This window comes from Janthinobacterium sp. FW305-128 (genome assembly GCF_020858135.1).
Taxonomy (GTDB): Bacteria; Pseudomonadota; Gammaproteobacteria; order Burkholderiales; family Burkholderiaceae_D; genus Janthinobacterium.
Genome location: NZ_JACYMK010000017.1, coordinates 37,667 through 58,088, shown reverse-complemented (window position 1 = coordinate 58,088; position 20,422 = coordinate 37,667). Strand labels below are relative to the sequence as shown.

Sequence of the window (20,422 nt, the reverse complement as noted above, 5' to 3'; positions counted from 1 at the left end):
TTCAAATCAACGACTTAATCATTGGCATGGATTGTGCATTGGAAAAGTCATCCTTCACGAGACATGACCATGATCCGCGATACCTCCTCTCAAGACGCCGTACTGTCCGCCCCGCCGGGCCAGCGCCACAAGCAACGCGCCCTGCTGCTGGCCGGCGCCGTCATCGTCATCGGCGCCGCCGTCGCGGTCGTTGCCGGCTGGCGCAACAGCGAGCATTCCGTCAACAGCAGCCGCCTGCGCATCGCCGACGTCACGCGCGGCACCCTGATCCGCGACGCGGCCGTCACGGGCCGCGTGGTCGCCTCGATCAGCCCCACCCTGTATTCGACCACGGTGGCCACCGTCACGCTGAAAGCGAAGGCGGGCGACACGGTGAAAAAGGGCGACATCCTGGCCGTGCTGGAGTCGCCTGATCTGTCCGACGCCCTCAAGCGCGAGCAGTCGAGCGTGCAGCAGCTGGAGGCGGAAGTGGCGCGCCAGCAGATCCTGGCCAAGAAGCAGAAACTGCTGGCGCGCCGTGAAGCCGACACGGCCGAGATCGAGCGCCTGTCCGCGCAGCGCACGCTCGAACGCTATGAGAGCGTGGCGCAGGTGGGCATCATCGCCAAGATCGATTACCAGAAGGCGAAGGATGCCTTGAATTCCGCCGATATCCGCAGCAAGCACGCGTCGCAGGCGGCGGGCCTGGAAAGCGAAGACGTGACCCTGGCGCTGAAGACCAAGGTCAACGAACTGGAACGCCAGCGCCTCGTCCGCGACAACGCCCAGCGCAGGGTCGACGAGCTGACCGTGCGCGCGCCCGTCAACGGCTTCATCGGCACCCTGTCGGTGGCCAACCGCAGCGTGGTGCAAGCCAATACCGCGCTGATGACCCTGGTCGACCTGTCGCAGCTGGAAGTCGAGCTTGAAGTGCCGGAAACCTATGTGGCCGACATGGGCCTGGGCATGCGCGCCGAGATCGAAACGGGCGCAGTCAAGGCAACCGGCAAGCTGTCGGCGCTGTCGCCCGAAGTGGTGAAAAACCAGGTGCTGGCGCGCGTGCGTTTCGACGGCGCGCAGCCGGCCGGCCTGCGCCAGAACCAGCGCGTGGCGGCGCGCCTGCTGATCGATGAAAAACCGGATGTGCTGATGCTGGCGCGCGGCTCCTTCGTCGAAGCCGAAGGCGGCCGTTTCGCCTACGTCGTGCGCAACGGCGTGGCGATGCGCACGCCGATCAAACTGGGCGCGACCAGCGTGGCGGCCGTGGAAATCCTCGACGGCTTGAAGCTGGGCGACAAGGTGGTCGTCGCCGGCACGGAAAACTTCGAGAACGCCGCCCGCGTCTCGCTCAACTGAATCTCACTCATCTCACCCCACAAGAGGCCCCGCCATGCTGCGCATGCACAACCTGAGCAAAGTCTACCGCACCCACATGATCGAAACCCACGCGCTGCGCGGCTTCGACATCCACGTACAACAAGGTGAATTCGTCACCGTCACGGGGCCGTCCGGCTCGGGCAAGACGAGCTTTCTGAACATCGCCGGCCTGCTCGAGGAATTCACCGACGGCGAATACATCCTCGACGGCGTCAACGTCAGGGGCATGGACGACAATGCCCGTTCGCGCCTGCGCAATGAAAAGCTGGGCTTCATCTTCCAGGGTTTTAATCTGATTCCCGACCTGTCGCTGTTCGACAATGTCGACGTGCCGCTGCGCTATCGGGGCTTCAACCGCGCCGAGCGCAAGGAGCGCATCGAGGACGCGCTGGCCAAGGTGGGCCTGGCGTCGCGCATGAAACACTATCCAGCCGAACTGTCGGGCGGCCAGCAGCAGCGCGTGGCGATCGCGCGCGCGCTGGCCGGGTCGCCCAAGCTGCTGCTGGCCGATGAACCGACGGGCAACCTGGACACGCAGATGGCGCGCGGCGTGATGGAGCTGCTGGAAGACATCAATGCGCAAGGCACCACCATCCTGATGGTCACGCACGATCCGGAACTGGCGCTGCGCAGCCAGCGCAATGTGCACATCATCGACGGCCAGGTGTCGGACCTGGTGCAGCACGGCGCCTCGCTGTCGGCCAGGCCGCAGCACGCCGCGACCGCGTAAGGAGAGACCATGTTCCGCTACTATTTCACGCTGGGCCTGCGCAGCCTGCGCCGCAACCGCGCCCTGACCGCGCTGATGGTGCTGACCCTGGCCGTCGGCGTGGCCGCCAGCGTGTCGACCGTCACCATCCTGCACGCCATGTCGGGCGACCCGCTGCCGCACAAGAGCGACCGCCTGTTCGTGCCGATGATCGACATCCTGCCCGTCAAGGGCTACGTGCCCGGCCAAAAGCCCGGCTTCGCGCAATCCCAGATGAGCTATATCGATGCGCGCAACTTCATGGCCAGCAAGATGGGCGTGCTCCGCACCGTCATGTATGGCGTGGCCGGCCCGGTCGAGCCGGCACGTACGGATATCGGCGCCTTCCAGGCCCAGGGCCTGGCACCCACGCGCGATTTCTTCGCCATGTTCGAAGTCCCCTTCCTGTATGGCCAGCCATGGAGCGAAGCCGATGACGCCAGCGGCGCCGACGTCATCGTGCTGAGCCGCTCGCTGGCGGAAAGACTGCTGGGTACGGTCAATCCCGTGGGCCGGCGCGTGACGGTACTGGGACAGTCTTATCTGGTCAGCGGCGTGCTCGATCACTGGGATCCCGTGCCGCGCATACACCGCATCATCGGCAGCAAGGGCGCCTTTGGCACGGAAGATGAATTCTTCATTCCGTTTGCCAGCGCCATCCGCCATGAAACGCGGCATGACGGCGGCATGGCCTGCAGCGGCGTCGAACGCGGCCCCGGCTTCCAGGGCACCCTGGCGTCGGACTGTACCTGGCTGCAGTTCTGGTTCGAGATGGAAAACGCGGGCCAGCGTGGCGAGCTGCAGGCATATCTCGACAGCTATGCTGCCGAGCAGCGCAAGCTGGGCCGCATGCCGCGCCACGCGCCCAACGCGCTGTACAACGTCAAGGAATGGATGGTGTTCCTGAACGTGGTCGACAACGACAACAAGCTGGCGGCCTGGCTGGCCTTCGGCTTCCTGCTGCTATGCCTGGTCAATACCATCGGCCTGCTGCTGGCGAAGTTTTCCGTGCGCGCCAGTGAAGTGGGGATCCGCCGTGCGCTGGGCGCCACGCGGCGCGACATCTTTCGCCAGTTCCTGATCGAGACGGGCGTCATCGGCCTGGCCGGCGGCGTGCTGGGCCTGCTGTTGGCGTATGCAGCGCTGGCCGTCGTGCGTTCGCAATCGAAGGAACTGGGCACCGTGGCGCACATGGATATCCCGATGCTGCTGCTGACGTTTGCCGTCTCCGTGCTGGCCGCCCTGCTGGCGGGGTTGCTGCCCACCTGGCGCGCTTGCCAGGTGACGCCGGCGATACAGCTCAAATCCCAATGACATTCACCGTACCGCAATGAGGTTCAACATGGAAATCCGCCCCATCCTGTCGGCACTGATGCGCAGCAAAACCGGTGCCGTACTCGTCGCCGTGCAGGTCGCCATCAGCCTGGCCATCCTGGCCAACGCCCTGCATATCGTTAACCTGCGCCAGGCGATCGCCGCCCGCCCCACCGGCGTGGCCGCTGAAAACGACATCTTTTATGTCAACATCCAAAGCATGGACAAAGGCAGCCACCAGCGCCAGCTGGCCGACCAGAAACGCCAGGCCGCCTTGCTGCGCAGCCTGCCCGGCGTGCTCTCCGTGGCGCAGACCTCGCAGGCCGTGCTGTCGCGTTCCGGCAGCAGCACCAATGTCTCCATCAAGCGTGGACAGCCCACGGCCAGCGCCACCACGTCGATGTATTTCACGCCTGACTCGCTGGTCAAGACATACGGCCTCAAGCTGGTGGAAGGCCGTGATTTCCATCCCGACGAGGTGCTGGAAATCGATGAAAAAGTCGATGAGACCTTTCCCAAGGTGGTCATCGTGACGCTCGCCGCAGCGCAAAAAATCTGGCCTGGCGAAAGCAGCTTTGTCGGCAAGACCCTGTTCAACGGCACCGGCGACGATGACGACGAAATGCGCGTGATCGGCGTGGTGGAGCGGTTGCAGACACAGGTCGGCCAGGTCAGCGCGCATGGCGAGCATTCGCTGATCCTGCCGGCGCGCCTGACGGGTTCGCGCGACTCGCTGCTGTACGCCGTGCGGGCCGAGCCTGGACAGCGCGACCGCCTGATGAAGGAGGCCGAGCAAGCCATCCGCAACGCCACCAGCGAGCGCCTGCTGGTACGCACGGACACCTTGGAAAAGCACCGCACGTCACGCTACCGGGCCGACCAGGGCCTGTCCTGGATGCTGATCGCCGTGTCGACCCTGCTGCTGCTGGTGACGGCCAGCGGCATCGTCGGCATCGCCAGCCTGTGGGTGACGCAGCGCAGGAAGCAGATCGGCGTACGGCGCGCACTGGGCGCCCGCCGCGTCGACATCCTGCGCTACTTCCTGACCGAGAATTTCATGATCACCAGCGCCGGCGTGGCGTGCGGCGTGCTGCTGGCCCTGGGCTTGAACCAGCTGCTGGTAAGCCAGCTGGAAATGGCGCGCCTGCCGCCCGGCTACCTGCTAGCCGGCGCGCTCGTGTTCTGGCTGCTGGGCCTGGGCGCCGTGTACGGCCCGGCATGGCGCGCGGCCAGCATTTCGCCGGCCACTGCCACCCGCAGTACCTGAGCCGGCACCTGAGTGATATGCTGCGCGCATGCCTACCGTACTGATTATTGACGACAATGCCGCCGTGGCCATCGCGCTCGACGTGCTGTTTTCCCTGCACGAGATCGACGCCGTGCGCGCCGCCTCGCCCGAGGAAGGCTTGCACCTGCTCGAGCGCCACGCCATCGACCTGGTGGTGCAGGACATGAACTTCACGGCCGACACCACGTCGGGCGAGGAAGGCAGCGCGCTGTTCCACGCGATCCGCGCGCGCTACCCCGACCTGCCCGTGATCCTGCTGACGGCCTGGACCCAGCTCGACGCGGCCGTCGACCTGATCAAGTCCGGCGCGGCCGACTACCTGGCCAAGCCCTGGGATGACCGGCGCCTGATCGCCAGCGTGCAGAACCTGCTGGAACTGGGACAGGCCAACCGCGCGCTGCGCCAGCGCGTGCTGTCCGAACAGCGCCAGCGCCACGCTCTGGAACACGACTTCGACTTGCGCGGCATGGTATGGCAAGACCCGGCCACGGAAAGAGTGGTGCACCTTGCGTGCCAGGTGGCGCGCGCCGACGTGCCCGTGCTCATTTCGGGGCCGAACGGCAGCGGCAAGGAACGCATCGCCGCCATCGTGCAAGCCAATTCCCAGGTCGCCGGCGGCCCCTTCGTCGTGCTCAATTGCGGCGCCGTTCCCGTGGAGCTGATCGAGGCGGAACTGTTCGGCGCCGAGGCCGGCGCCTATACCGGCATCACGCGGGCGCGCGACGGCAAGTTCGACGCGGCCGACGGCGGCACCCTGTTCCTCGACGAGATCGGCAACCTGCCGCTGGCCGGACAAATGAAACTGCTGCGCGTGCTCGAAACGGGACGCTTCGAACGCCTCGGCTCGAACCGCGAGCGGCAAGTGAAAGTGCGCGTCATCAGCGCCAGCAACGCCGACCTGCCCGTGATGATCAAGGCCGGCACGTTTCGCGAAGACCTGTTCTACCGCCTGAACGTGATCGAACTGCGGCTGCCGCCGCTGGCCCAGCGTCCGCTGGACATCCTCGTGCTGGCGCGGCATTTTCTGGGCGGCGAAAAAACGCTGGATGCGCAGGCGCAGGCTAGCTTGCTGGCCCACGGCTGGCCGGGCAATGTGCGCGAACTGAAAAACGTCATGCAGCGCGCCAGCCTGCTGACGGCCGGCCCGGTGATCGGCGCGCTGGAAACGGGCTTGCCGCTGGCCGGTGCGGCATCGCCGCGCGCGCCGCAGGATGCCGCCGCGGCGGAACCGGACCGCGACAGCGTCACCGCGGCGCTCGCGCGCGCGCACGGCGTGGTGGCGCAGGCGGCGCAGGAACTGGGACTGTCGCGCCAGGCCCTGTACCGGCGCATGGAGCGCCTGGGCATCGCGCGCGGCTGATGGCAGACCGCCCCATGCGTCTTTCCCTGCTCACGCGCTGGACGGCGCTGATCGTCACCTTGCTGGTACTGGGCATCGTCATCGCCCTGCTGCTCGCGCATTTTTTGCCAGGCCAGCCGCTGCTGGTGCTGGCCGGGACCCTGCTGTGCGTGCTGCCGGTGGCCGTCATTACCATCCGCGCGCAGCTGCAGGCGATGCTGTCGCTGTTTCGCGCCTTGAGCGGCACGGTCGCCAGCTACCAGGACGGCGACTTCGGCTTCAGCCTGCGCTGGCCGCAGAACGATGAACTGGCCGACCTGGTGGCGGCCCACAATGCGCTGGGCGACGTGCTGCGCAAGCAGCGCCTGGACCTGGTGCAGCGCGAACTGCTGCTCGACACCATGGTGCAAAACACGCCGGTGGCCATGCTGCTGGTGGCCGAGGGTAGCGCCATCGTCTACGCCAACCTGGCCGCGCGCCAGCTGCTGCACCACGGACGCCGGCTCGAAGGGCATCATCTGGCCGACATCGTGCAGCAGGCGACGCCGGCCCTGGCCGAAGCGCTGGCGCGCCGCAACGACGGTTTGTTTACCAGCGGCGAAGGGGAGCAGGAAGAGGTGTATCACCTGGCGCGGCGCAGCTTCAGCCTGAACGGGCGCAAGCACGAACTGCTGCTGCTGCGCCAGCTGACGCTGGAGCTGCGGCGCCAGGAAGTGCAAACCTGGAAAAAGGTCATCCGCGTCATCAGCCATGAGCTCAACAACTCGCTGGCGCCGCTGGCCTCGCTGGCCCATTCCGGCGCCGAGCTGGTGCGCCGTGGCCAGACGGAGCGCCTGCCGCAAATCCTCGCCACCATCGAGGAGCGCACGCGCCATCTGGAAACCTTCATCCTCGGCTACGCGCGCTTTGCCAAGCTGCCCGCACCGCGACTGGCACCGTGCGAATGGCAACCCTTCCTCGACAGCCTGGCCTCGCAAGCGGCCTTCACGCTGGACGGTCCGCCTCCCGCGCAGGCTGCCGTGTTCGATGCGGCGCAAATGCAGCAGGCGCTGCTGAACCTGCTCAAGAATGCGCTGGAGTCCGGCTCCAAGCTCCAGCATATCGGCCTGCACGTCAGCCAGGCGCAAGGGCAGCTGCGCATCGAAGTGAGCGACCGCGGGCCGGGCATGAGCGGCGCCGTGCTGGAAAACGCGCTGGTGCCGTTTTATTCCACCAAGCGCAGCGGCACGGGACTGGGCCTGGCCCTGGCGCGCGAAATCGCCGAAGCCCATGGCGGGCGCATCACCCTGGCCAACCGCGAGGACGGCGGCCTGGCGGTGACCTTGATTCTTCCCTTACTCGACAGAAATTAGTTCCTTGTGTAACGATTTTTAAATCACATCATCCGCGATTAATTTTCAGTGCAACACTGACAATTATCATGTCCAGTATTGCAACTGAGCGAGCCCCATGCCCGTGTGTTAGAAATAAGCTATTTGAGTTTGCATAATGATATCAAAATAACTAATTGACAATGACTAGTCTCGGCGATAATTTATCAACGCGGTACGGTTTTTTTGAAACATTAATCGTTTTTTCGCGGGGATCAATATGAAATTAAAATCACTCATCGCAGCGGCAGTCCTGAGCGCTGCTTCCATTGGCAGCGCCAGCGCCACCGCCTACACAGTCAACCTCGTCAATACCACGGGCAATCTGTGGACCAGCGGCTTCAGCGCCGTTCCCAGCCCGCTCGGCGACTTCACCGATACGTTCACGTTCACGCCCAACGCGACCTTCGGTTCAACCGCGCAAGCCTTCCTGGCCAATCTGTCTGTCACGGGCTCGGACAGCTCTTCCATCAGCTTCAGCAGTGCCAACCTGAACGGCATTTCGCTAAGCGGCTTTGGCGGCCCCACCGTCTTTGGCTATGCCCAGGGCGAAGTCCTGGCGCCTACGAGCATCCTGTTCAACGGCCCGCTGGTTCTGACCGTGATGGGCAACACCAAGGGCGGCAGCTATGGCGGCGTCTTCAACCTGAACCTGGCGCCCGTTCCTGAACCGGAAACCTATGGCATGCTGCTGGCAGGCCTGGGCATACTCGGCTTCCTGGCACGACGCCGCAAGCAATCTTGAGCGCACCACCCAAAAGACGCTACGGCGTCTTTTTCTTTGGCGGCTGCTAAACTGGCGCCATGACGACCGACTTTATCTCCACCAGCCACACCGCTTTCAGCCACCCGGGCCACCCGCCCGCCACCACCACCGAACACCGCGGCATCCGCTACCTGCACCTGGGTACCAAGTGGGTGCAGGGCGCCATGCGCCTGGACAAGCCCGACGCCATCGAGCTCGAATACGTGCAGATAATGATGATGTGGATGCTGTTCAAGACGCAGCCCAAACGCATCGTGCAGCTGGGCCTGGGCAGCGCCGCGCTGACCAAGTTCAGCTACCGCCGCTTTCCCGACGCCACGGTCACGGCCATCGAACTCAATCCGAACGTGATCGCCATCTGCGGCGCCCAGTTCGCACTGCCGCCGAACGACGCTCGCCTCGACGTGCGCGAAATGAATGCGCTCGACTTCGTGCTCGACCCGGCCAACCACGGCACGGTCGACGCGCTGCAAGTGGACCTGTACGACGAAGACGCTCGCGGCCCCGTGCTCGACACGCCCGAGTTCTACCAGGCCTGCTTTGACTGCCTGACGGACGACGGCATCATGTGCACGAATGTCTTCGGCGACTTCCCCAACTACGACAAGAACTTGCAGGCGATGGAACTGGTCTTCGACGCCGTCGTCTGGGTGCCGGAAATGGAAGATGAAAACATCGTCGTGCTGGCCTTCAAAAAATCGCCATCGCTCGACTTCAGTGAGCTATATGAACGCGCCGCCACCATCAAGAAACAGTTCAACCTGCCCGCCAAGAACTGGGTCAACGGCTTGAAGCAGTGGATGCAGGATCAGCAGTAAGCCCCATCGGGCGCGATGCCCGTGCGATCTCATTCAAGAGCCTCTTCCCATCGCCCTTCGGCGCGATAAAACCCCAGCTTCTTGTCGCCCTTGAAGCGCCCGGCCTTCATCAGGCCAGCGAGCTCGCTGGAGATCAACAGGTCGCCCGATTGCGCATCCCTGGCAACCTGCCTGGGCGCCATGGCATCGTCGCGGAAAAACCTGCTCGTGAAATAGATGATGTTGCCCTTGTCATCTCTTTCCGCGATTGAACGCTCGAGGTCCACCGTCTGTACTTGTTGCGCCGCATTGACGATGTAAAACGGCTGCTCCACCGGTTCGCCGCCCGCCATGATGCAGGCGGGGGCGAGCAATTCCACGTCCTGGCCGGCGGCGCCGGCGAGGAACTCCGCCAGGCGGGCCGAGACCAGCGGCACCTCACCGAGCAGCCACAGGCAGTCATATTTCAGCAGCCGTTCCCTGGGACAGACAAAATGCACGGGTGGCTTGTCCATACCGCTCGGAAAAGGCGCACCCTGCAGCAGGTCCAGATAGTCGAAGTTCGATCCGGCCGTCTCATACGACCCACGTTCCTTGTCGTAGGAACCGGTGAGTTTGTCATTGTAATAAATCGGGGCTTTCCAGCTCAGTATCATGGGTAGTACTCTTCCGCAGCCTGGCAAAAGCCTATTGTGCCAGCCTCGCCTGTCCAGCCGCGCCAGCTTGCGCAAGCACTGCGCCCAAGCGGCGCGCCAGGCCATCCATGTTCTCGGCCGGCACCTGCGCATAACCGAGCAGGAAACCGTTCCAGCCTGGTCCCTCGCCGGTGCCATGCGCGGACAGCGCCAGCGCCACGATGCTGTCCTGCGCGGCGCGGCGGCTCAGCGCCAGGTCATCCCATGCGCTATCGTGAAAACGCAGCGCCAGGTGCATGCCGGCCGTGCCGCCATGGATGGCCGCGCCCGCACACGCATGGCGCCGCAAGGCCTCGCTCAAGGCGTCGCGGCGCTGGCGGTACAGCCTGCGCATGCGGCGCACGTGGCGCGCAAACAGGCCACTGCGCAGGAACTCGGCCAGCGCCAGCTGCTCGGCGACGCGGCCGCGTGCGGCGCCCTGCGCCTGCATCTGCGCGAAGGCGCCGGCCAGCGCGGCCGGCACGACGATAAAGGCAATGCGCAAGGCGGGGAACATGGTCTTGCTGAAAGTGCCCAGATACACGACGGGCGCGTCGGCCACCAGTCCCTGCATGGCCGCCAGGGGCGGTCCGCCATGGCGAAACTCGCTGTCGTAATCGTCTTCGATGATCAGCGCTCCGGCCGCGCGCGCGCGTTCGAGCAGCGCCATGCGGCGCGCGGGACTGAGCACGCTGCCCGTCGGATACTGGTGCGACGGCGTCGTGTAGATCAGACGCGGCGGCGTATCGCGCCAGTCGGCGTCCGTCGGCGCGATGCCATCGATGTCGACGGCGACGCCGGTCACCTGCAAGCCGGCGCCACGGCCCGCCGCCAGCGCGCCGCCATAGCCGGGATGCTCGATCCACAAGGTGTCGCCCTGGTCGGCAAACGCGCGCAGGCAGACATCGAGACTGCTCTGCGTGCCGTCCGTGATGAACACCTGGCCCGCATCGCAGACGACGCCGCGCGCGGCGCGCAAATGGTCGGCGATGGCCATGCGCAGCTGGGGCTCGCCGGCAGGGTCGCCGTAATTGAGCTGGCGCGGCGTCAGCGCGCGCCACGCGCGGTCCAGCATGCGCCGCCACTGCGCCAGCGGAAATGCGTCGAGCGCCGGTACCCCAGGCGCGAACGCGCCCATGGCGTCGGCGGGAAACACCAACGCCGCGCTGGCATCCTGTCCTGACACGCCGCGCAAATGCCGGGCGCGGAGCGACAAGCCATCCTGGCCGCCGCTCACTGGCGACGTCACCGGCATGCCGGCGCCGCCGGCGACGACGGTGCCGCGCCGGTCCGGCAAGACAAACCCTTCGCTGGCCAGCTGCTCGTAGGCATACAGCACGGTATTGCGCGCCACGCCCAGTTCGGCCGCCAGCACGCGCGTGGCGGCCAGGCGCGTGCCCGGCGCCAGCTGGCCGCCGCGGATGGCCGCGCGCAGGCATTCATGCAGCAGGCGCTGGCGCGGCCAGCCCCGCTCGCGGTGCGTGCGCTCGAACGCGCCCAGCAGCAAAGCGAAATCCATGCGCCCCTTTCATCGTGGCTCTATATTATTTGGCAGTTCTGGATCTTTTTTCAGGGCCAGATGCCGATTATAGTGCGGCCTGCTTCTTCAACCAACCGGATTCCCGCCATGACCGCTACCGCCCTGCCTCCCAGCCCCCGTACCCGCGTGCGCCGCGTCGCCGAACTGGCCAGCTACGAGCAAGCCGCCCTGTACGCCATCGTCGATGCCGCCTACCTGTGCCATATCGCCTTCCACGACGACAAGGGCAGCCATTGCATCCCGACCGCCTGCTGGCGCATCGATGGCCACCTGTACATCCATGGCTCGAACGGCAGCCGCATGCTCAAGCGTTTGCAAGAGAGCGACGTCTGCGTGACCATCACCCATCTCGACGGCCTGGTGCTGGCGCGCTCCGCCTTCAACCACACGATGAACTACCGCTCGGCGATGGTGTATGGGCAGTTTGAAAAAGTAAGCGATATCGGCCGGCAGCATGCGGCGATGGATGCGCTGATGGAAAAACTGGTGCCGGGACGCCTGGCGCACGTGCGCGGCGGCAGCGCCAAGGAATACGCGGCCACCACCGTGCTGCGCATCGCGCTCGACGAATATGCCGTCAAGCAGCGCCAGGGCGGCCCGCTCGACGACGCGGACGACATGGCGCATGCCGTGTGGACGGGCGAACTGCCGTTTACGCACGGCCGTGGCGCGGCCACCGCCGATGCGCTTAACACCAGCGAGATGCCCGCGTATGCCGCCGCATGGGGTATGGAATCCGCTTGACCGGCCGGCGTGCTTGACCGATGATCGGCGTTGATGGCGATCGCCACCAATTCACCAACCGATCCAATCACGCATGGAGCATATGATGATGAAGCGAGTATCCCTGGCTGCGGCCCTGACGGTCATGCTGGCCTGTGGCGGCAGCGGCGCGGCGCTGGCCGCCGATGCGGGCGACGCGGCCCTGAAGGCGGCCATCGCCGGCAACGCGCGCACGCCGGCCAATGCGCTGCGCGACAGTGCCCGCCACCCGTATGAAACCCTGACGTTCTTCGGCATCAAGCCGACCATGACGGTGGTGGAACTGGCACCCGGCGGCGGCTGGTACACGGAGATCCTGGCGCCCTACCTGCGCGACAACGGCAAGCTGATCGCGGCCGGCAACGACCCGCAATCGGCCAGCGAAGGAGCACGCCGCGGCGCGGCGCGCTTCCAGCAAAAACTCGACGCCAACCCGGCCGCCTTCGGCAAGGTGGAAATCGGCGCCTTCGCACCGCCCACCACCTACCGCATCGCGCCCAAGGGCACGGCCGACATGGTGCTCACCTTCCGCAATATCCACAACTGGATACCGATCGGCGAAGCGGGCATGCAGACCCTGTTCAAGGAGGTGTATGACAGCCTGAAACCGGGCGGCGTCTTCGGCGTCGTCGAGCATCGCCTGCCGGCGAACAAGGCGCAGGACGCCACGGCCAGCAGCGGCTACATGCACGAAGCGTATGTGATCAAGCTGGCCGAAGGCGCGGGCTTCAAGCTGGCGGGCAAGTCGGACATCAACGCCAATCCGAAAGACACGGCGGACCATCAAGGCGGCGTCTGGGCGCTGCCCCCCACCTACGCCAACAAGGATGTGGACCGGGCCAAGTACACGGCCATCGGCGAGAGCGACCGCATGACCTTGAAGTTCGTCAAGCCATAGTCAATCCAACGGCGGCGTGCCAATCCGGCGCGCCGCCCGAGCGCGGATTTACCTGCCGGCTACAGGTGGATGCCGTACACGCCGCACAGGCGACGCACCAGCGCGCAGTCGTTTTCATTGCCATCGGCGAGACAGGAATCGCGGGCTTCCTCGCAGGTTTCGCGCGACGGCAGGGCATACGCCGAAGAACTGACGGCGCCGGCAAAACCGACGGCGGCGCAAAAGACAAATACGGCTTTTTTCACATTGATCATTTTTATCCCATTCCCAAGAGTTGAGTCGTTATAAAAAACATGGCACCAGCGCCAGCCGCCCGCATGCATCGGTCTCCAAGCATAGGGCGCATGGAAATAGTAGCACCTTGAAAAGTTAGTAAATACGCAAACTACAAATCAAGATAACGTTTATTTTTCGCCCCATTTCATGGAATAAAAACCGGCCCGCCGCCCTTGCGCCGCGCATTTGCATGGCAACGGGCGAAAAAAAACCGCAGCACAGGCTGCGGTTTTGGTATCGATCCTTTATTTCTTCGCTTCCTTCGGCTTCACCGGCACCAGGCTCAGGTCCTGGAAGTCGTAGCTGAAATCCGTCTCGGCCGACACGGGCGCCATCTTCACCCGGTCGATGCTGCCATCGGGATTGAGCGAGAACGTCACGTAAGCGTCGGCGTTGAAATTGCGCTCTTTCCAGCGCACGATGAAGGTGTCGTGCTGCCAGTGTTCCAGCTCGCCCGTCAGGTCCGGCGTGCGCGTAAAACTGAGGATATGTTTTTTCCCTTCCGGCTTGATCACGACCTTGCCGTACCAGGCGTCTTCATACTCGCCGTCATACGCCGCCAGCGGCAGCGATGGCTGCGATTTCGCCGCGCGCGCGCTCGACGCCTTGCCCTGCTTTTTCACTTCTTCCGCATGCTGGTCCTGCTCCACCTTGGCTACCAGCGCCAGCCAGTCCAACGGCGCCGCCTGCAGGTAATGGTCGAGGATGCGCCATTGCAGCGCCGTCATCGAACCGCCATTTTCCGCATTGGTGAGGATGGCCACGCCCAATTTCGCTTCCGGCACCATCACCACGCGCGAATAGAATCCCTGCAGCGCGCCGCCGTGCATGGCGACCTTCATGCCCTTGTAGTCGCGCAGCTGGAAGCCCAGACCATACGCGCTGAAGTTCGGTTTCGTCGCGGCCAATGCCGGTTTCGGCTCGGGGATCTTGATCGGCGTTTGCGCCGTCCACATTTCGCGGCCCTGCTTTTCGCTGAACAGGCGCGCTTCCTTGCCGTCCTTGTCCTGCACGCCGGCGATCTTGCCGCCATCGAGCAGCACCATCATCCACTTGGCGATGTCTTCCGCATTCGTGTTGATGCCGACGGCACCCACGGCGTTCGGCACGGGCATCGACTTGACGGCGGCGATCTTGCCGTCGATCTTGCTGTGCGCGCTGGCGACATCGGGATTGCCCGCATTCTCGGCCAGGCTGGTGGTGGTGCCCGTCATGCCCAGCGGCGCCAGGATGCGCTCATGCATGGCCTCGCCCCAGCTTTTCCCCGCCTTGTCGGCGATGATCTTGCCGGCCACGATGTACAGCAGGTTATCGTAGGCATAGCTGTTGCGAAAACTCGTGGCCGGACGGATGTAGCGCAGCTTCTCGATGATCTCGTCGGTGCTGAACGTGGTGGTGGGCCACCACAGCAAGTCGCCGGCACCCAGCCCCAGGCCGCTGCGGTGCGTCAGCAAATCGCGGATGGTCATGGCGCCCGTCACGTAGGAATCGTGCATCTGGAAGCCGGGCAGATGCTTGGTGACGGGATCGTCCCAGGCCAGCTTGCCCTCGTCGACCAGCATGGCCAGCGCGGCTGCCGTAAAACCCTTCGAGTTCGATGCCACCTCGAACACGGTCTGCGCATCGACGGCGGCCGGTTCGCCCAGCTTGCGCACGCCAAAACCCCTGGCGGTGACGACTTTGCCATCCTTGACGATGGCGATCGCCATGCCGGGCACGTCGAACACTTTCAGGGCGGTGGCGACGTCGCGCTCAAGATCAAAGGCCGGCGCGGGCGCGGGCGCAGCGGCAACGACGGGGGCGGCGTCAAATGCCAGCGCCGGCACGGCGATGCTGGAAAACGCCAGCACGATGGCGGCGGCGAGGCGGTTCATGGTATGCATGGTCAGGTTATCCAAAGAAGATTCAATGCGCTTGCGCGGCCATCAATTTATCGACGCTTTCCTGCGTCACCGGGTGGTAGCGTTCGCGCGCCTGCGCATACACGTCCTTGGCCCAGGCATGGCCTTGCGGCGTCTTCATCAAGGCGCTGTACAGGGGCACGACGAACTTCTGGCGGCCCACGCTCAGCAGGAATGCCTGCAAGGGCTGGCGCACGTCGTAGCCGGCGTTCACGGAGGCCAGGTAGAAGCGGTAGGCCACTTCATTGTTGCCGCTCTTGCCCACGCCATACGCCTGATCCAGCTCACGCAATTGCGCCGCGCTGGCCTTGTTGTTGATGTCGTTCAGGAAGTGCATCGATTCGATGGCGATCCACTTGTCCATGCCCAGATCCCTGGTGGACAGCTCACCCTTGAGCCAGGCGTCGCGGTGCTGATCGAGCAGCGCCAGGCGCGGCGAGACGACGCGCTGCGCGCTGGCCGGCACGCCCGTGCCATACAGCCATTCCTCGAGTTCCGCTTCCGGCATCACGTCCGGATGCTGTGCCAGCAGGTTCTTGCGCAAGTAGGCGATGAACTGCTCCGTCGTCACGCTCTGGAACGCATGCTGGTCGAACCAGCCGCGCAGGAAGGGGTCGAACACGGCGCGGCCGGCGCGGCGCTCCATGGTGGCCAGGAACCAGGCGCCTTTCGGGTAGATGATGCCGTCGTCCGTGTACGTTTCCGCCGGGTTGGCATCGGCGTCGCGCGTGATCAGCGCCGTTTTCGCCGCCGGCAACTCCTTGATCGACGCGGCCAGTTCTTCCTGGTCGACCTGCACGCCCATCTGCGCCACGTCGCTGCCATACAGCTGCTCGACGATGCGCGTCGTGACGTAGGTGGTGAAGCCTTCGTTGAGCCACATGTGCTTCCACGAGGCGTTGGTGACCAGGTTGCCCGACCATGAGTGGGCCAGTTCATGCGCGATCAGGTCGACCAGGCTGCGGTCGCCCGCGATCATGGTCGGCGTGAGGAAGGTCAGGCGCGGGTTTTCCATGCCGCCGTAGGGGAACGATGGCGGCAGCACGATCATGTCGTAGCGCCCCCAGCCATACGGGCCATACAGCGCTTCGGCCGCCTGGATCATCTTTTCCGTGTCGGCCAGCTCGTATTCGGCCGCCTTGATGCGCGGCGGTTCCGCATACACGGCGGAGCGTGGGCCGAGTTTGCGCACTTCCAGTTCGCCGATGGCGATCGCCAGCAGGTACGAGGGAATCGGCTGCGGCATCCTGAATTTCCAGCCGCCCTTGCCGGTCGCCTTTTCGTCGTTCTCGGCGCTCATCACGACGCGCATGCCGCTTGGCGCCTCGATGCGCGCGCTATACGTAAAGCGCACGGCCGGCGTATCCTGCGACGGCACCCACGAGCGGGCGTTGATGCTTTGCGACTGGCTGAACATGAACGGCAGCTTGCCCGACATCGTCTGCTGCGGCGTGAGCCACTGCAGGGCGATGGCGTTCGGCGCCGTGTGATAGTAGACGCGCACCTTGCCCGGCTGGCCCGTGGTGGTGATGCGCAGCGCCTGGCCCTTTTCCGGGTCGGCCTTGTCCAGCTGATACGGCGCCATCTGCCAGGCGCCGCGCTTGTCCTGTACCTGCACCTTGGCGATCGACAGATCGCGCGTGTCGAGCACCAGCGTGCGCGCCGCCGGATCGATCCAGTTCAAGGACAGCTCGGCATAGCCGGAGAGCGTCTTTTGCTTGAAGTCGGCTTTCAAGTCCAGCTGCAGGTCGCGCGTGCGCACCTGGTCGTAGCGCGCATAGCTGAGGGGATCGGCGTGCGCAGCCAGCGTTAGCTGGCAAAATAGCGCACAGCCCAGCGCGCGCAGGAAGGTCAAAGTTTGCATGGTCGTCTTTTGAATGATTTGCGAAAGCCCCGGTCCGTGTGCGCCGGGGCGTCGCGCAGAATAGCACTTCCGGCGCGGGCCGGCAGAAAAAAGCGCCGGACCGGCCGGCGCTGTTTTCCTATTTTGCTTCTGCCCTGGCTTGCGGCTTGGCCTCGGGCGCCTTCAGCGGCGTATTCAAATCCTTCATCAGGTTATGCTTGTCCCGGTCCTGCTTGAACAGCTCCAGGCGCGACGGCGTGATTTTTCGCGGCCAGCTATTGTTGCTCGTGTCGATGTCGGCCGTCTCCCAGTACGGGTCCTGCACCAGGCCCACCATCGGCTCGTCCGTGATGATCACCTTGCTGATCTTGTGCGGCGCGTAGCGCCACACTTCGGCCGGCACCCGCTCGATGATCTTCTTGCCGCTTTGCAGTTCGATTTCCAGGATCAGCGGCATCACCAGGCCGCCGAGATTCGAAAAGTCGACCAGGTACAGATGCTTGCCCATGTTGCGCTGTTCCAGCAGCTTTTTCTCCCACGGCTCCAGCGTTTCCTGCTCTTCCGCATAGCTGTTGCGGTCCTTGTTGGTGACCGTGAATTCATCGTGCCGGTTATAGAAATCCTTCAGCGCGGGATCGGCATCGACCTTCTTCGGCAGGGCCTTGTTGCGCTGGTCCGAGATCGAGATGGGCTGCGCGTCCTTCTGCGTCTTCTTCCACGCTTTCTCGACTTCCGGATTCTTCGTGCTCACGCCGTATTCGCTGATGCCGTCGATGCTGATGTCGACCGCGTCGGTGGTATAGAACCAGCCGCGCCAGAACCAGTCCAGGTCCGTGCCGGAAGCGTCTTCCATGGTGCGGAAAAAGTCGGCCGGCGTCGGGCGCTTGAACTTCCAGCGCAAGGCGTACTGCTTGAAGGCGAAGTCGAACAGCTCGCGCCCGAGGATGGTTTCGCGCAGGATATTGAGCGCGGTGGCCGGCTTGTCGTAGGCGTTCGCCGTGAACTGCAGCAGGGACTCGGAATTGGTCATGATGGGCACCTGGTTCTGGCTGCGCATGTAGTCGACGATCTTGCGCGGCTCGCCATTCCAGGACGGGAAATGCTCTTCCCACGCCTGCTCGGCCAGGTACTGCAGGAAGGAGTTGAGGCCCTCGTCCATCCACGTCCACTGGCGCTCGTCCGAATTGACGATCATGGGGAAATAATTGTGCCCCACTTCATGGATGATCACGCCGATCAGGTCATATTTGGTCGTCTTCGAATACGTGAGTTCCCCCGTCTTCTTGTCCTTCACGGGGCGCCCGCCATTGAACGCAATCATCGGATACTCCATGCCGCCCACGGCGCCATTGACGGAAATCGCGTTCGGATACGGATAGTCGAAACTGTATTTGTTGTACTGCTCGATCGCATGCACGACGGCGCGCGTGCTGTACTGCTGCCACAGCGGATTGCCCTCGTTCGGATAATACGACATGGCCATCACGCGCTTGCCGCCGCTATCCAAACCCTGCGCATCCCAGATGAACTTGCGGCTCGAGGCCCACGCCACGTCGCGCACATTGGCCGCCTTGAAGTGCCAGGTTTTCATGCCCGTCGGCTTGCCCTTTTCCGCCGCCAGCGCCTCGGCGGGCGTGATCACCAGCAGCGGCGTAGCGCTGTTTTTCGCCCGCGCCAGGCGCTCGCGCTGCGCCGCGCTCAATACAGCGCCAGGGTTTTGCAGCTCGCCCGTGGCGGCCACCACATGGTCGGCCGGCACGGTCAGGTACAGCTCGTAGTCGCCAAACTCGAGCGTGAATTCCCCAGAGCCGAGAAATTGCTTGTGCTGCCAGCCGACGGCGTCGTAATACGCGGCCATGCGGGGAAACCACTGCGCGATCTGGAAAATCGTGTTCTTGTCGTCTTCAAAATACTCGTAGCCGGAGCGCTCGACGAGCACCTTCTGGTCATTGATCTGATACGACCAGTCGATGTTGAACGTGACGCTCTGGCCGGGCGCCAGCGCCACCGGCAGATCGATGCGCAGCATGGTCTGGTTGACCACATACGGCAGCGGCTTGCCGCTGGCCGCTTTCACGGCGGTCAGCTTGAAGCCGCCGTCAAATTCGCGCCCCGCATGGATGGCGCGCAAGTCCTCGAATTTCAGCGCTTCGTCTTCGTTACCGCTCAGCCAGGCCTGGCGCGACGGTGCGCTCAATACGCGGCGCTGGTCGGCATCCTGGCGCAAACCGTTCTGGTCCAGCTGCAGCCACAGATACGCGAGGCTGTCGGGCGAACGGTTGTGATAGGTGATCTGTTCGCTGGCCGTGATGGCGCGGCGCGCTTCATCAAGCGTGGCGCGGATCACGTAATCGGCGCGCTGCTGCCAGTAGGCGTGACCGGGCGCGCCGGACGCCGTGCGGTAGCTGTTCGGCGTGGGCAGCAGTTCTTCCAGCTGGCGGAACTTGTCGTCGAAGGGCGCGGCGGCGCACAGGCCGGTCAAGGGAGCAAACAAGGTCAAACACAGGGCAAGCAAGCGGACAAGGACCGGCATGGCGCATTCCATCTGGGAGTCGTGGACAGAACTGCATTCTAAGTCGAGTCTGTTTGCAATCGATCATTGTTGTGGAAGTTCCACACGCAGCACGGCGCCCGGGGCCGGCGGCACTGGCGCAGAAACAGGCATAGGCGTATGATGCGCCTCGAACATTGGGGAGTAGTCGTCCCGCGGTCCTGCCGCGGGAACCTGTATCAACATGATTGGCCCGCAGGCCATGGTGCAGGTGGTTGCAAAACTTGACGAGACCATTGATCCAGGGCGGCCGCATGGGCCGGAGTCGCCCGTGGATCATTGGTTAATTCGTCCGGCCCGCGTACCTCTTGCAATCTCATGGAAGCATTCCTCATCTCCACCGGCATCGTCGGTCTCGCTGAAATCGGCGACAAAACCCAACTGCTGGCCTTTCTGCTGGCCGCCAAATTCCGCAAGCCTTTGCCCATCGTGCTGGCCATTTTCGTCGCCACCGTCGCCAACCACGCGTTCGCCGCCGCCGTCGGCGCCTGGATCACCAGCATGCTGGGCCCGGACGTGCTGCGCTGGGTGCTGGGCGTCTCCTTTTTGGCCATGGCCGCCTGGACCCTGATCCCCGACAAGCTCGATGAAGACGAGACCAAGCTGGCCAAATACGGCGTCTTCCTGACCACCCTGATCGCCTTCTTCATGGCGGAAATGGGAGACAAGACGCAGGTGGCGACGGTGGCGCTGGCGGCGCGCTACCACGATATCGTTTCCGTCGTGCTGGGCACCACCTTCGGCATGATGCTGGCCAACGTGCCGGCCGTCTACCTGGGCGACAGGATCGCCAACCGCGTCCCGCTGCGCCTCGTGCATGGTATCGCGGCCCTGGTCTTTGCCGTGCTGGGCGTGGCCACCCTGCTGGGCGCGGGCGCCGCCCTGGGATTTTGAGACAACCCTGTATAATTTCCAATTTACAATATTCATGCTCATAATTACAATATCGTCGGCATGAATACCGGCGCGCCGATCCGGAACGGTCAGCGCGCTTTCTTG

Annotated in this window: 17 protein-coding genes and 1 riboswitch; of the genes, 11 read left to right on the top strand and 6 right to left on the bottom strand. The window is 64.2% G+C overall.

The window, feature by feature from the left end:
• The first annotated feature begins 69 nt into the window (after positions 1–69).
• From IGS60_RS27290 to IGS60_RS27255, 8 genes are all read left to right on the top strand, one after another.
• Positions 70–1,335: an efflux RND transporter periplasmic adaptor subunit gene (locus IGS60_RS27290; protein WP_230506760.1), complete on the top strand. Its 1,266-nt coding sequence runs from the start codon at positions 70–72 to the stop codon at positions 1,333–1,335.
• A gap of 34 nt (positions 1,336–1,369) precedes the next feature.
• Complete coding sequence (locus IGS60_RS27285) at positions 1,370–2,086, top strand: ABC transporter ATP-binding protein (protein ID WP_070223441.1); 717 nt, start codon at positions 1,370–1,372, stop codon at positions 2,084–2,086.
• A gap of 9 nt (positions 2,087–2,095) precedes the next feature.
• Positions 2,096–3,418, top strand: coding sequence for an ABC transporter permease (locus IGS60_RS27280; RefSeq protein ID WP_230506759.1), 1,323 nt, complete (start codon positions 2,096–2,098; stop codon positions 3,416–3,418).
• Between the two features lie 28 nt (positions 3,419–3,446).
• Positions 3,447–4,685, top strand: a complete 1,239-nt coding sequence (locus IGS60_RS27275) for an ABC transporter permease (protein ID WP_070223437.1) — start codon at positions 3,447–3,449, stop codon at positions 4,683–4,685.
• A gap of 28 nt (positions 4,686–4,713) precedes the next feature.
• The gene (locus tag IGS60_RS27270; protein WP_230506758.1) at positions 4,714–6,066 is read left to right on the top strand and encodes a sigma-54 dependent transcriptional regulator; all 1,353 of its coding nucleotides are present in this window, start codon (positions 4,714–4,716) and stop codon (positions 6,064–6,066) included.
• 14 nt (positions 6,067–6,080) lie between these two features.
• Complete coding sequence (locus IGS60_RS27265) at positions 6,081–7,397, top strand: PAS domain-containing sensor histidine kinase (RefSeq protein WP_230506757.1); 1,317 nt, start codon at positions 6,081–6,083, stop codon at positions 7,395–7,397.
• 238 nt (positions 7,398–7,635) lie between these two features.
• A complete protein-coding gene (locus IGS60_RS27260; RefSeq protein WP_070310038.1) occupies positions 7,636–8,160 on the top strand; it encodes an FxDxF family PEP-CTERM protein in 525 nt (174 codons plus the stop codon).
• Positions 8,161–8,219: 59 nt separating this feature from the next.
• Positions 8,220–8,999 (top strand): spermidine synthase, encoded by a 780-nt coding sequence (locus tag IGS60_RS27255; protein WP_230506756.1) that lies wholly within the window; start codon positions 8,220–8,222, stop codon positions 8,997–8,999.
• Between the two features lie 29 nt (positions 9,000–9,028).
• Here IGS60_RS27255 and IGS60_RS27250 read toward each other — a convergent pair whose 3' ends face one another.
• Together IGS60_RS27250 and IGS60_RS27245 are read right to left on the bottom strand one after the other, a co-directional pair.
• A complete protein-coding gene (locus IGS60_RS27250; RefSeq protein ID WP_230506755.1) occupies positions 9,029–9,634 on the bottom strand; it encodes a hypothetical protein in 606 nt (201 codons plus the stop codon).
• Positions 9,635–9,665: 31 nt separating this feature from the next.
• Entirely contained in the window at positions 9,666–11,171 is a 1,506-nt protein-coding gene (locus IGS60_RS27245; RefSeq protein WP_230506754.1) for a PLP-dependent aminotransferase family protein, read from the bottom strand.
• A 108-nt stretch (positions 11,172–11,279) separates the two neighbouring features.
• Here IGS60_RS27245 and IGS60_RS27240 point away from each other — a divergent pair, with 108 nt between their 5' ends.
• Both IGS60_RS27240 and IGS60_RS27235 read left to right on the top strand, forming a co-directional pair.
• Positions 11,280–11,936, top strand: a complete 657-nt coding sequence (locus IGS60_RS27240) for a pyridoxamine 5'-phosphate oxidase family protein (protein ID WP_230506753.1) — start codon at positions 11,280–11,282, stop codon at positions 11,934–11,936.
• An 88-nt stretch (positions 11,937–12,024) separates the two neighbouring features.
• Positions 12,025–12,852, top strand: coding sequence for a class I SAM-dependent methyltransferase (locus IGS60_RS27235; RefSeq protein ID WP_230506765.1), 828 nt, complete (start codon positions 12,025–12,027; stop codon positions 12,850–12,852).
• A gap of 59 nt (positions 12,853–12,911) precedes the next feature.
• On the opposite strand, the gene IGS60_RS27230 is transcribed toward IGS60_RS27235, so the two are convergent.
• The 4 genes from IGS60_RS27230 to IGS60_RS27215 form a co-directional block, all read right to left on the bottom strand.
• Positions 12,912–13,097, bottom strand: coding sequence for a hypothetical protein (locus tag IGS60_RS27230; protein WP_230506752.1), 186 nt, complete (start codon positions 13,095–13,097; stop codon positions 12,912–12,914).
• Between the two features lie 276 nt (positions 13,098–13,373).
• Positions 13,374–15,011 (bottom strand): serine hydrolase, encoded by a 1,638-nt coding sequence (locus tag IGS60_RS27225; RefSeq protein WP_230506751.1) that lies wholly within the window; start codon positions 15,009–15,011, stop codon positions 13,374–13,376.
• Between the two features lie 22 nt (positions 15,012–15,033).
• Positions 15,034–16,893, bottom strand: a complete 1,860-nt coding sequence (locus tag IGS60_RS27220; RefSeq protein WP_230506750.1) for a M1 family metallopeptidase — start codon at positions 16,891–16,893, stop codon at positions 15,034–15,036.
• Between the two features lie 118 nt (positions 16,894–17,011).
• Positions 17,012–19,405 carry a M1 family aminopeptidase gene (locus IGS60_RS27215; protein ID WP_230506749.1) on the bottom strand — a complete coding sequence of 798 codons (2,394 nt, stop codon included), beginning with the start codon at positions 19,403–19,405 and terminating at the stop codon, positions 17,012–17,014.
• A gap of 145 nt (positions 19,406–19,550) precedes the next feature.
• Positions 19,551–19,732: riboswitch (yybP-ykoY riboswitch) on the top strand.
• 9 nt (positions 19,733–19,741) lie between these two features.
• On the opposite strand from IGS60_RS27215, the gene IGS60_RS27210 reads away from it, so the two are divergent.
• Positions 19,742–20,317 carry a TMEM165/GDT1 family protein gene (locus IGS60_RS27210; protein WP_070223416.1) on the top strand — a complete coding sequence of 192 codons (576 nt, stop codon included), beginning with the start codon at positions 19,742–19,744 and terminating at the stop codon, positions 20,315–20,317.
• The last annotated feature ends 105 nt before the right edge of the window (positions 20,318–20,422 follow it).